Source organism: Stenotrophomonas sp. STEN240, assembly GCF_056756175.1.
In genome coordinates this window covers 1-13,119 of sequence record NZ_JBRRBO010000011.1, presented here as the reverse complement: position 1 = coordinate 13,119, position 13,119 = coordinate 1, and the positions used below count along the sequence as shown (strand labels likewise).

The window sequence follows — 13,119 nt, the reverse complement described above, 5'->3', positions numbered from 1 at the left end:
CTAGGGCTGTGTGGAAGGCCCCTTGCCGAGCATGGCTCGGCACTACATCTGGCAATGTTGGTGATGCCCCTGCCGAGCATGGCTCGGCACTACAGTTTCTGCAGGCGGGTGCCGCTCAGGCGGTCGTGCAGGGTCAGGCGTTCGCGGTCGACCAGTGCCCAGAAAAATCCCAGCCCTGCCAGCAGCAGCGACAGGCTGCCCAGCGCATAGCGTTTCCACAGCAGCGCCCGGCTTGGCGACTGCCCGTCCACGGTCTGCAGGCGCAAGCGCCATGGCCGCATGCCCAGGGTCTGGCCGCCGCGCTTCCAGCTTTCGGTCGCGTACAGCCCGGCAATCAGCCAGCAGCTCAGCCACAGCAGCCATTGCAGGGCGCTGAACGGATGGATGTTGTCGCGGCTGGCGTGCCCGGCCAGCGCGTAGCCGACGGTGAACAATGCCGAGACCAGCATCCACAAGGCCAGCACCGGCCACAGGTCATAGAACAGCGCGGCCAGGCGGCGCAGCAACATCGCGGAAGGGCGGGGCGTCTGGGCGAGGGCAGGTGTGCTCATGCACCGAGCATACGATTTGTGGCTACCGGCGTGCATGGGCAGGCGCGGGCGCAACGCTTATCCTTGCGCCGATGTCCGCCGCACTTACCCCCGCCGAACGCCGCCAGCTGGTACAGCAGTTGCCGCCCCTGCGCGCTGCCGATGAGCATCTGATCCAACGTTTCCTGGATGCGATCTGGGCTGAGCACGGCCTGGCCCGAGCCTCGCTGGACAGCTATCGGCGTGACCTGGAAGGCCTGTCGCGCTGGCGCGATGGCGCCAATGATGGTCTGGCCGGGATGGATCGCGCCGGCCTGTTCGATTACCTGGCCTGGCGTACCCGGCACGGTTGGACTGCGCGCAGCAACGCGCGTCTGCTGTCGGTGCTGCGGGCCTTCTTTGCCCAGGCGCTCAAGCGCGGCGAACGCAGCGAGGACCCGGCCGCCCTGCTGGAATCGCCCAAGCTGCCTCGCTCCCTGCCCAAGGCGCTGGCCGAAAGCCAGATCGAGGCCTTGTTGAACGCACCGGATGTGGACACGCCGGTAGGCCTGCGTGACCGCGCGATGCTGGAACTGATGTATGCGGCTGGCCTGCGGGTCAGCGAACTGGTCAACCTGCCGGCCAATGCGGTCAATCTTCGTCAGGGCGTGTTGCGGGTCACCGGCAAGGGCAGCAAGGAGCGGCTGGTGCCGTTGGGCGAAGAGTCGCAGTACTGGCTGGAGCGCTACCTGGCTACCGCGCGGCCGCTGCTTGCCGGTGGCAAGCCGGTCGCCGCGACCCCGAGCGGGCAGGTGCCTTTGTTTGTCGATGTGGACCGTACCCCGCTCAGTCGCCAGCAGTTCTGGGCGCTGGTGAAGACCAGTGCTGCGGCAGCCGGCATCGACCCCGGCAAGATCAGCCCGCACGGCCTGCGCCACAGTTTTGCAACCCATCTGCTCAATCACGGTGCCGACCTGCGCGCGCTGCAGATGCTGCTCGGCCACAGTTCCCTGTCAACCACCCAGATCTATACCCTGGTAGCCCGCGAACACCTGCAGAAGTTGCACCGCAATCACCATCCGCGCGGCTAAGGCTGCGTTGCAGGCCGCCGCCGTGCTTGTTTGCAGGAACGGCATCAGCCGCGAAGTGGGTTAAGGCGAAAACGCACCTGTAGAGCCGAGCCATGCTCGGCTGGGGCACTACCGGCAAAGCCTCTGCCGAGCATGGCTCGGCACTACCAGTGCTCGGCTTTATGTAGGAGCGGCGTAAGCCGCGAAGCACGTACAGCCGGAAACGCACCTGTAGAGCCGAGCCATGCTCGGCTGGGGCCATTACCGGCAAAGCCTCTGCCGAGCATGGCTCGGCACTACCAGCGCGAGGCTTTTGTAGGAGCGGCGTCAGCCGCGAAGCAGGTATAGCCGGAAACGCACCTGTAGAGCCGAGCCATGCTCGGCAGAGGCCTTACCGGCAAAGCCTCTGCCGAGCATGGCTCGGCATTACCAGTGCTCGCGTTTTGTAGGAGCGGCGTCAGCCGCGAAGTCGGGAAGGTCCGAGCAAAGGCATTTCTGGCGACCTGCCGGTTCAGCTGCTTCGCGGCTGGCGCCGCTCCTGCAGGCCTGCGTTCTTACGCCCTCCGCCGCTGGTGAGCTGCCGGTTGCGGAGCTGTGCACGGCGGGTGTGCGAGAATCCCCCCGTTCTCTTTCGATGGGTCGCCATGTTCCGATTTGCCATTGCCGCGCTGCTGGGAGCGCTGAGCCTTACTGCCTGTGCGCAACAGCCCGCAGCCTCCAAAACCGCTGCCGCAGCTGCCGCCCCGGCCACCGATGCGGCGGTCGAGAAGCGCGTGCGCGATGCGCTCAAGGAACTCGATCCGAATTTCAAGCCCGATTACATCGGCGCGGCACCGTTCGCCGGTTTCCGCGAGGTGATCGTGTCCGGGCAGGTGCTGTACGTCACCGATGACGGCCGCTACCTGCTGCAGACCACCCCGTATGACATCGCCAACAAGACCCAGGCCACCAGCCCGGGCCTGCTGGCCTACCGTCGCGGCCTGCTGGAAACCCTGCCGCATTCGGATCGCATCGTGTTTGCGCCGCCCAATGCCAAGCACACCATCAGCGTGTTCACGGACATCGAGTGCGGTTATTGCCGCAAGCTGCATCAGGACATCGCCGAGCTGAACCGCAATGGCATTGCGGTGGAATACCTGGCGTTCCCGCGCATGGGCCTGGCCAGCAAGGACGCCACCGACATGATCTCGGTCTGGTGCGCCAGCGACCGCAAGGCTGCATTGACCGCCGCCAAGACCGGCCAGCCGGTTCCGGCAAAGAACTGCACCAACCCGGTGGCCATGCAGTACAACCTGGGCCAGCAGTTGGGCATCAACGGTACGCCGGCGATTTTTGCCGCCGACGGCACCCAGCTTGGTGGCTACCTGCCGCCGGCCCAGCTGAAGGCAACGCTGGACCGCATGGAAGGCGGCGGCAGCCGCTGATAGCCCTGCAGCCCAACGCGTGAAAGGCAACGCCCCTCCCGGTAACGAGAGGGGCGTTGTGGTTTTGGCCGGGGCTTATTTCAGGCCTTTGCCGATGCTGTTGACCAAGGTGCCCTGGGCGTCATCGCCGCTGAACTCCCAGAAGAAAGCACCGCCCAGGCCCTGCGCTTTGACGTAGGCCATCTTGCGGCCCAGCATTTCCGGGGTATCCACGCTCCAGAACGTGCTGCCGTTGTACAGCCAGGTGGCCTGTGCAGCCGGGTCGGTATACACCGGCCAACCGAGGTTCTTGAGCACTTTCCAGTCCTCGATGCCGGCTTCGAACCTGCCGTTCGCCGGCCGCCCGCTCTGGTACAGACCGTTGTTGGTGGGGCCTACATTGGTCCAGCCACGGCCGTAGAAGCCCACGCCCAGGTTCAACTTGGCCGCCGGCACGCCGCGCTGCAGGTAGGCCTCGATGGCGTCGTTGCTGTTGTACAGGGCGGCATCACCGCGGGACGGATCGGCCGGTGCGTTGAACAGCGCGCTGTGGTGGTTGGTGGTGCCGGCCCAGGCGCCGTGGAAGTCATAGGTCATCACATTGATGAAATCCAGGTGGCGGTGGTAGGCCGCCGGGTCGGTCGGGCGGATCTTGTCGATGCCGGCACCGACCGCCACGGTCAGCAGCAACCCCGGCCGCACCGCATCCAGCTGGCGGCGGAACTCGGCCAGCAGCGCGGTGAAGTTGTCGCGGTCGGCCGGGGTGCCACAGCTCAGCCCACAGGCGGCCGGGTATTCCCAATCGATGTCGATGCCATCGAACACGCCCGCAGCGACACCCTTGCCACCGGCGTTGTCAGTGAACGGCAGGTTGCCCTTGATATACGCATCAATGCAGGAGGCGACGAACGCTTGGCGGTTCTCCGGGCGCGCGGCGCTGGCGAAGCCGCGTGACCAGGTCCAGCCGCCCAGCGAGATCAGTGTCTTCAACTGTGGGTGCTTGGCCTTGAGTTGCTTGAGCTGGTTCCAGTTGCCGCGCAGGGGCTGGTTCCATCGGTCGGCAACACCGCTGACGCTCTCGCTGCCGCCAAAGCTGCGGGTGTAATCGGCATAGGCATCGCCGCCGGCACCGCTGGACGCGTTGGCGGCCTGGGTGACGCCGACTTCGCAGCGGTTGTTCCGGACGTTGCCGAAGGCGTAGTTGATGTGGGTCAGGTGTGCCGCCGAACCGCTGCTGTCGATGTTCTTGACCCGGTAATTGCGGCCATAGATACCCCACTGGGTGAAGTAGCCGATGACCCGCTTGCCAGTTGCGGCCGGCGTGCCGGGATCAACGGGATTGCCTGGGTCAACCGGATTACCGGGATCAACTGGTTTACCCGGATCAGTAGGATCACCGCCGCCGGTGTCCTCGGCCAGGGTAGTGGCGCTGATGGCTGTGCTGATGGCCGAGGCATTGCCCGCCTTGTCGCGTGCACTTACGACATAGCGATAGCTGGTGGCCGCGCGCAAGCCCGCATCGATGTAGCCAGCCGCGCCGACCGAGGCGATCTGCCGGCCATCGCGGTACAGCGTGTACGCCGCCATGCCGCTGCCGCCGGGGTTGTCGCTGGCGGCATTCCACTGCAGGGCGATGCTGTTGGCGGTGCGCGAAGTCACCGCCAGCCCGTTGGGGATGGAGGGCGGGGTGGTGTCCTTGTCGGCGGCGGTGACCACGACATGGACCGGCGCCGAGGTGGTGCTGGCATTGCGGTCATCGGTGGCTACGGCTGTGAGGATGTAGTTGCCCGCTGCCGGGCCCCGCCAGGTCAGGCTGTAGGGGGCGCTGCCGACACTGCCAATGGACAGCGCGTTGCGGAAAAATTCGACCTTGCGGACAGTGCCATCACTGTCGCTGGCCTCGGCGCTGAAGGTGATGGGGCTGCCGGCGATGAAGCTGCTGCCAGCGGCAGGCGAGGTCAGGCGGACCTGTGGTGGCTTGTTGGCAACGGGCGGGCTGGCGTCGCAGCGGCCCAGATTGTCGTAGTAGCGCCGGCCGGCGGGGTGATCGGGCGGGGCGTTCCAGATGGTCTGGCGCACCTGGTACAGCACGCCGCCTTTCTGCAAGGTGTTGCCGGGCTGGTAGATGGTGGTGCCCAGCCAGGCTTTGACCCCGCTGCAGTCGGCGGCCTGGGCCGCAGGCACGGCCGCCATGGCCAAGGCCAGCACCAGGCTCGCGCGCAGGTGCACGCCGGAATGGGCAGGGCGGATGAATGGGGGCAGGCAATGGCGCAGGGAATGTTCCGTCATGGTCAGTCTCCTTCTGGTGGATGTGGTACGCGCACGGGCACGCCTTCGGCATGCCGGACAAACGGGTGTCAGGCCTTGAAGAAGGTGCTGGGAGGAATGAAAACGCCCGGATGGGAGCCCGTGTGCCGGCAGGCTGCTGCCGGCCGATTGAGGATAACGATGTCAAAATCGGCTGCGCGGTTTGCACTGCCGTGCCAGCTGTCGGTGTGATCCGCGTCATTGCTGAGGACTTCTGGTAGCCGCCATGCTGAGGCCTGGGGCGGCCGAGTCCGGTACAATCGCGGGCCGATTCCCACCATGGTCTCCCGGACATGATCGTCCTCGAGGGCGCAGCTGCCCTTTCGCCGTTCCGCCGCGAACGTCTTGAATCCCGCCTGCAGTCCATTGCCGCCGATCTGCGCATCACCGGTGCCTGGCACGTCTATTTCACCCAGGCCGCTGATGCCGGCGCGGTCGACCAGACCACGCTGGGCCGCATCCTGCAGGGTCAGCCGCAGGCTGCCGAACGCGCCGAGGGAGCGGTTTCCCGCTTCGTGGTACCGCGCTTGGGCACGCTGTCGCCGTGGTCGAGCAAGGCCACCGAGCTGGTGCGCGGTGCCGGCCTGCCGATCCAGCGCGTCGAGCGCGGTACCCGCATCGACCTGAGCGGCTGGCCGGCCGATCCGGCCCAGCAGGCGGCGGTTGCCAAGCTGCTGCACGACCCGATGACCCAGTCGCTGCTGGCCGATATCGGCCAGGCCCAGGCGCTGTTCAACAATGTCGGCCGCGGCACCCTGGAGCGGATTGCGCTGGATGACCTGGAAGGGGCCAACAAGCGCCTCGGCCTGGCCCTGGCTGATGACGAAATCGATTACCTGCGCCAGCGTTACAGCGAACTCGGTCGTGACCCGTCCGACGTTGAACTGATGATGTTCGCGCAGGCCAACTCCGAACACTGCCGGCACAAGATCTTCAATGCCAGCTGGACCATCGACGGCGAGGCGCAGGAGCGCTCGCTGTTCAAGATGATCAAGAACACCCACCAGCAGACCCCGCAGCACACGCTCAGCGCGTACAGCGACAATGCCGCGGTGATTGAAGGTGAACCGGCCGCGCGTTATCGCCCGGACCCGGCCACCGGCAAGTACCGCAGCGAAGCGGTGGTGCCCAGCGCGTTCCAGATCAAGGTGGAAACGCATAACCACCCGACCGCGATTGCGCCGTTCCCGGGCGCCGCGACCGGCGCCGGTGGCGAAATCCGCGACGAAGGTGCCACCGGCCGTGGCGGCAAGCCCAAGGCCGGCCTGACCGGTTTCTCGGTCTCGCACCTGCGCATCCCGACCCTGCCGCAGCCGTGGGAGGCACCGCGCGCGCTGAACCCGCGCATGGCGCCCGCCCTGGACATCATGCTCGACGGCCCGCTCGGCGGCGCCGCGTTCAACAACGAATTCGGCCGCCCGAACCTGCTCGGTTACTTCCGCAGCTTCGAGCTGCCGGAAGACGGCATCACCCGTGCCTACGACAAGCCGATCATGTTGGCTGGCGGGCTGGGCGCGATTGATCGCGTGCAGGTCGACAAGCTGCAGCTGCAGGCTGGCGACGCGGTGATCGTGCTCGGCGGCCCGGCCATGTTGATCGGCCTGGGCGGCGGTGCGGCTTCGTCGGTTGCCTCGGGCGAAAGTGCCGAAGACCTCGATTTTGCCAGCGTACAGCGCGACAACCCTGAAATGGAACGCCGCTGCCAGGAAGTGATCGACCGTTGCGTGGCCATGGGCAGCAACAACCCGATCAGGTTCTTCCACGACGTTGGCGCCGGTGGCCTGTCCAATGCCATTCCGGAACTGCTGCACGACTCCAACGTGGGTGGCGTGATCGACCTGGGCAAGGTGCCCACCGACGATCCCTCGCTGTCGCCGCTGGAACTGTGGTGCAACGAGTCGCAGGAACGTTATGTGCTCGGCGTGGCGCAGGAGCGCTTGGCCGAGTTCGCCGCCATCTGTGCACGCGAGCGCTGCCCGTTCGCCGCCGTAGGCGTCGCCACGACGGAAGAACACCTGGTCGTTGCCTATGGCGCGACGCCGGGCAATACCCCGGCCGATGCCCCGATCGATCTGCCGATGGACGTGCTGTTCGGCAAGGCGCCGAAGATGCACCGCGACGCCGTGCACCCGCCGGCACCGCGCTGGCCGTCGCTGAAGACCGCCGGTATCGATCTGCATGACGCCGGCCTGCGTGTGCTTGCACACCCGACCGTTGCGTCCAAGAGCTTCCTGGTCACCATCGGTGACCGCAGCGTTGGCGGCCTGACTGCGCGCGAGCAGATGATCGGCCCGTGGCAGCTGCCGATGTCCGATGTCGCCATCACCCTGGCCGGCTTTGATACCTATGCCGGCGAAGCGATGTCGCTGGGTGAACGCACGCCGCTGGCGCTGTTGAACGCCGCCGCATCGGCGCGCATGGCGGTGGGCGAAGCCATCACCAACCTGTGCGCAGCACCGGTGACCGCGCTGGATACGGTCAAGCTGTCCGCCAATTGGATGGCCGCCTGCGGCCACAACGGCGAGGACGCGCTGCTGTACGACGCAGTCAAGGCCGTCGGCATGGAACTGTGCCCGCAGCTGGATATCAGCATTCCTGTGGGCAAGGACTCGCTGTCGATGCAGGCGCAGTGGCAGGCCGATGGCCAGGCCGAAAAGTCGGTGTCGCCGGTATCGCTGGTGATCACCGCGTTCGCGCCGGTCAGCGATGCCCGCCAACAGCTCACGCCGCTGCTCGACCGCGAAACCGAAAGTGAGTTGTGGTTGATTGGTCTGGGTGCTGGCAAGCAGCGTCTGGGCGGTTCGATCCTGGCGCAGACCCAGGCCGATCACAGTGCGCTGCCGGCATTCGCCGGTGAAGTGCCGGATCTGGACGACCCGCAGCGCCTGCGTGCGTTCTTTGAATTGATCTGCGATGCACGTGAGTCCGGCCTGCTGCTGGCCTACCACGACCGCAGCGACGGCGGCGCGTTCGCCGCACTGTGCGAAATGGCGTTTGCCTCGCGCATGGGCCTGGACATCGTGCTCGATGCCTGGGGCGATGATCCGTTCCGCAGCCTGTTCAACGAAGAACTGGGCGCCGTGGTGCAGATCGCCAAGGAAGACCGCGCCGCGTTTGCCGACCTGGTCGAACGCCACGCCCTGACCGAGTGTGCACAGCGCATCGCCCGCCCCACCACCGCAGCTGCCGTACGCGTGCAACTGGGCAGCGACACGCTGGTGGAATGGCGCTGGGAAGAACTGTTCGATGCCTGGTGGTCGGTAACCCATGCCATGCAGAAGCTGCGTGACAACCCGGATGCGGCTGATCAGGAACGCGCCATTGCCCGTAATTTCAACGCGCCGGGGCTGAAGCCGAAGCTGTCGTTTGACGCGGCCGAGGACGTGGCAGCACCGTTCATCGCCACCGGCGCACGGCCGAAGGTGGCGATCCTGCGCGAGCAGGGCGTCAATGGCCAGATTGAAATGGCCAACATCTTCGAGCGCGTCGGTTTTGATGCCTACGACGTGCACATGAGCGACCTGATCGAAGGCCGCGTGCAGCTGAGCGACTTCCGCGGCATGGCTGCCTGCGGCGGTTTCAGCTACGGCGACGTGCTGGGCGCAGGGCGCGGTTGGGCAACCTCCATCCTCGAACGTCCGGCATTGCGTGAGGCCTTTGCGACCTTCTTCGCACGCCCGGATACCTTCGCGCTGGGCGTGTGCAACGGTTGCCAGATGATGAGCCAGCTCAAGGACATCATCCCAGGCGCCGAGCACTGGCCCAAGTTCCTGCGCAATGCCAGCGAGCAGTTCGAAGCGCGTACTGCGCTGCTTGAAGTGCTGGAGTCGCCGTCCATCCTGCTGCGTGGCATGGCCGGTTCGCGCCTGCCGGTGGCGGTGGCGCATGGCGAAGGCCGTGCCGAGTTCGATAACGCGGTGGACCAGGCCGCAGCCAGTGTCGCGCTGCGTTACGTCGATGGCGATGGCCGCGTGGCCAGCCAGTACCCGCTCAATCCGAATGGTTCGCCTGACGGCATCACCGGCCTGACCAGTAGTGATGGCCGCGTCACCATCCTGATGCCGCACCCGGAACGTACCCCGCGCAGCGTCAACCTGAGCTGGGCACCGGGCAGCTGGGGCGAAGATTCGCCGTGGCTGCGGATGTTCCGCAACGCAAGAGTATGGTGCGGCTGAACAGGCGAAAACGCCGAAAGATAGTTTCAGCACATACGAAAACCAAGAAGCCCGCAGGCCAACGCCTGCGGGCTTTTTCCGTTCTGGAATGTCGTTCTAAGTCTGCTCCGGACGCTGTATCCGCATGTGCCAGAACAGAGTTGTTTGTCAAAAAAAAACCATGATGGGTTTCGCCAAACAGCGTGTTTTTCCCGCTGTAACCGCTGGTTTTCGGGGCCAGTACGAAACTTGACGTTCAAAACACAGCGCTCTGAAACTCGCGCCGCTCTACAGGCACAGCTGCACTTCGCAGCGTGGTGCCGGTGACGGGCGCGAGCCCGAGGCATGCAAACAGCACGGGGAAAGACAGCAGCACACGTCAACGCAAACAGTCGTCGATGCCGCATCAGCCAGCACGCCTGCGGCGAAAACTCAGTCCACTTCAGGAGCAGTTTCGATGAATCGGATTTATCGCAAGGTGTGGAACAAGGCACTGGGACAGCTGGTCGTGGCATCGGAACTTGCCAGCAATGCGCCAGGTGCGCTGGTGGACGAGCGCGCAGGAGGCTCCCATCGTCTGCAGGCGCTGGCAATCGCAATTGCCTTGGGGCTGGGAGCGCAGGTAGCGCCGCTGCAGGCGCAATCAGTGGCGGTGGGAGGCAATGCCAAGTGCATCGTACTGGGCAGCATGAACCTCGCCGACTGCGCGCTGCAGGGCGATGCGGCGGCTGCAGGCAGCAATGCGGTCGCAATCGGTGCGCAGAGCGTGGCCTCGGCGTTGGGAAGCGTGGCGCTGGGCAATGCGGCGGTTGCGCAGGGCCGCAACAGTGTTGCCTTGGGCGCACACGCGCTGGCCGATCGTGACAACGTGGTATCGGTGGGCGCTGCCGGCAGCGAGCGGCAGATCAGCAATGTCGCTGCGGGCAGTCAGGACACCGATGCGGTGAATCTTGCCCAGCTCAAGGCTGTTGCCGGCGACGCCGCGCAGACCAGCCGGTATTTTGTCGCCAACGGCGCGGCGGACGGCAGCGATGATGCCCAGGCCAGCGGCGTTGGTGCCACCGCTGCCGGTGTTGGCAGCGTTGCCAGCGGTGCAGAAAGCGTGGCGATAGGCAGTTACAACATTGCTGCTGCCGATTACAGCAGTGCGCTCGGTTATGTGAACACGGCCAGTGGCATCAATAGTTCTGCCGTCGGCAACTTCAACCAGGTGGACGGCGATGGCAGCAGCGCGTTTGGCCTGGCCAACTATGTGGCCGGTGCGAATGCGCTGGCAGTTGGCAGCAATGGTTTTGCGGGAGCAGACCGCAGCATCGCCATCGGTGATGGTGCGCAGGCCATGGCAGTTGATGCCACTGCGATTGGTACGGGCAGCGCCGCCCAAGGGGATTCGAGCATCGCGTTGGGTGTGCGCGCCACTGCCGTGGGCGAGGATGCAGTTGCCATCGGCGGTGTCTCTGTCGATGGCGATGTCACCGAGGCACTTGCTGCGGGCACTTCAGCGGTAGGTGCTGGCGCAAGGGCATCTGCCGAAAAAAGCACTGCCGTGGGCTTCAAAAGCAGCGCCGATGCTGATGGTTCAACCGCATTGGGTCAGCAGGCTGCCGCACGCGCGGCCAACAGCGTTGCGTTGGGCGCCAGCTCGGTCGCTGACCGCGAGCGCAGCGTATCGGTAGGCGACAGTGGTAGTGAGCGGCAGATCATCCATGTCGCAGCCGCCACCGAAGCGACAGATGCGGTGAACAAATCCCAGCTTGATGCAGTGGCGGCCGTGGCCGAACACACCAGCAAGTATTTTGTCGCCAACGGCAGTTCTGCCAGCGATGTTGGCGCGTATGCCGAAGGTGAAGCCGCAACTGCCTCGGGCGAAGCTGCCAATGCGATGGGCGAGGCGGCCTCGGCTTATGGTGCCGGCGCCACTGCGCTGGGCGACAACGCTTTGGCCATGGGCGCAAACTCCGTCGCCAGCGAAGTCAGTGCGGTGGCGGTCGGCCATGAAAGCATCGCCAGTGGTGATGCAGCAGTGGCTCTGGGCCAGGAAGCGCAGGCCGGTGGCAAGTTCGCCCTGTCGCTGGGCGCCGCCTCGCTTGCCTCCGGCAATTTGAGCGTAGCTGTAGGTGCGTCGGCTGAAGCGAGCGGAGCGGTTGCCACTGCCATAGGCGTTGGCGCTGTGGCATCGGGAGAGGAAGCTACCGCCGTTGGCGGGGCCGCCGATGGCAGCGTCTACACCACGGCATCCGCTGCGGGCACCGCCGCGTTTGGCAATGGGGCCATTGCCAGTGGTGATTTCAGCACCGCGCTGGGCTATCTAAGTGCCGCGGACGGCCTGCTGAGTACGGCCGTGGGTGCCGGCGCGAATGCCTCGGCGGAGAACAGCGTGGCCCTGGGCGTGGACTCGCTGGCTGAGCGGGCCAATTCGGTCTCGGTTGGTTCGGCGGGTAACGAGCGCCAGATCACCAATGTTGCGGCGGCTACCGCCGCTACCGATGCAGTGAACAAGGCGCAGTTGGATGATGTGGCTGCTGTTGCGGTCAATACCGACAAGTACTTCAAGGCAAGTGGCATGGTCGGCAGCGATGCAGGTGCCATGGTTGGCGCTGCGGGCGCAGTCGCCGCGGGTGAAGCTGCTGCGGCGGGTGGCCAGTACAGCGTGGCTGTTGGCGCAACGGCGGTGGCCAGCGCAAAGGGTAGTGTCGCGTTGGGTGGGCCGGCGATGCTTTCGCCCGACGACCAGGACTATCTTGGCACCCTTGCCAGTGGTGATGCCGCAACTGCACTGGGCGCCGGTTCGCAGGCGACAGGTCACTTCTCCCTGGCCTCCGGCGCGCTGAGCGAAGCGGCGGCGGCACAGGCCACGGCCATCGGCTATCAGGCCCGGGCCACACGTCTCAATGCCACCGCGCTGGGCAGCGCCAGTTGGGCTGCCGGCGCCAACAGCATTGCAGTCGGTCATGCGAGTGTGAGCCGCGGCAGCGCTTCCACGGCGTTGGGCGCCAGCGCCCAGGCGGTTGCTGCCAACAGCGTTGCCTTGGGTGCCGGCTCACTGGCGGATCGTGTCAACAGCGTAGCGGTGGGTGCCGAAGGCGAGGAGCGGCAGATCACCCATGTCGCAGCCGCCACGCAGGCTACCGATGCGGTGAACAAGTCGCAGCTTGATGCGGTGGCGGCCGTGGCCGAGCACACCAGCAAGTACTTCGTCGCCGACGGCAGTTCTGGCAGCGATGTTGGCGCGTATGCCGAAGGCGAGGGCGCAACTGCCTCGGGCCAAGCTGCCAATGCGATGGGCGCGTCGGCCTCGGCTTATGGTGCCGGCGCCACTGCCCTGGGCGACAACGCTTTGGCCCTGGGTGCCAACTCCGTCGCCAGCGAAGTCAGTGCGGTGGCGGTTGGCCATGACAGCATCGCCAGTGGTGATGCAGCAGTGGCCATGGGCCAGGAAGCGCAGGCCGGTGGCAAGTTCGCCCTGTCGCTGGGCGCCGCCTCGCTTGCTTCCGGCAATTTGAGCGTAGCAATAGGTGCGCAGGCTGAAGCGAGCGGAGCGGTTGCCACTGCCATAGGCGTCGGTGCTGTGGCATCGGGAGAGGAAGCTACCGCCGTTGGCGGGGCCGCCGATGGCAGCGTCTACACCACGGCATCCGCTGCGGGCACCGCCGCGTTTGGCAATGGGGCCATTGCC

6 protein-coding genes are annotated in these 13,119 nt (G+C 65.8%); 4 read left to right on the top strand and 2 right to left on the bottom strand.

What is annotated here, in order from left to right:
* Positions 1–89 precede the first annotated feature (89 nt).
* Positions 90–551 carry an RDD family protein gene (locus ACVOKO_RS06975; protein ID WP_346498217.1) on the bottom strand — a complete coding sequence of 154 codons (462 nt, stop codon included), beginning with the start codon at positions 549–551 and terminating at the stop codon, positions 90–92.
* A 71-nt stretch (positions 552–622) separates the two neighbouring features.
* Here ACVOKO_RS06975 and xerD point away from each other — a divergent pair, with 71 nt between their 5' ends.
* Both xerD and ACVOKO_RS06965 read left to right on the top strand, forming a co-directional pair.
* On the top strand, positions 623–1,600 hold the full coding sequence (gene xerD, locus ACVOKO_RS06970; RefSeq protein WP_346498216.1) for a site-specific tyrosine recombinase XerD: 978 nt from the start codon (positions 623–625) through the stop codon (positions 1,598–1,600).
* Between the two features lie 623 nt (positions 1,601–2,223).
* The gene (locus ACVOKO_RS06965) at positions 2,224–3,003 is read left to right on the top strand and encodes a DsbC family protein (protein WP_346498215.1); all 780 of its coding nucleotides are present in this window, start codon (positions 2,224–2,226) and stop codon (positions 3,001–3,003) included.
* Positions 3,004–3,078: 75 nt separating this feature from the next.
* Here ACVOKO_RS06965 and ACVOKO_RS06960 read toward each other — a convergent pair whose 3' ends face one another.
* Complete coding sequence (locus tag ACVOKO_RS06960; RefSeq protein WP_346498296.1) at positions 3,079–5,175, bottom strand: glycosyl hydrolase family 18 protein; 2,097 nt, start codon at positions 5,173–5,175, stop codon at positions 3,079–3,081.
* A 407-nt stretch (positions 5,176–5,582) separates the two neighbouring features.
* Here ACVOKO_RS06960 and purL point away from each other — a divergent pair, with 407 nt between their 5' ends.
* The gene (gene purL, locus ACVOKO_RS06955; protein ID WP_346498214.1) at positions 5,583–9,464 is read left to right on the top strand and encodes a phosphoribosylformylglycinamidine synthase; all 3,882 of its coding nucleotides are present in this window, start codon (positions 5,583–5,585) and stop codon (positions 9,462–9,464) included.
* A 436-nt stretch (positions 9,465–9,900) separates the two neighbouring features.
* Positions 9,901–13,119: ESPR-type extended signal peptide-containing protein (locus ACVOKO_RS06950; RefSeq protein WP_346498213.1), on the top strand; the 3,219-nt coding region annotated here is incomplete at its 3' end.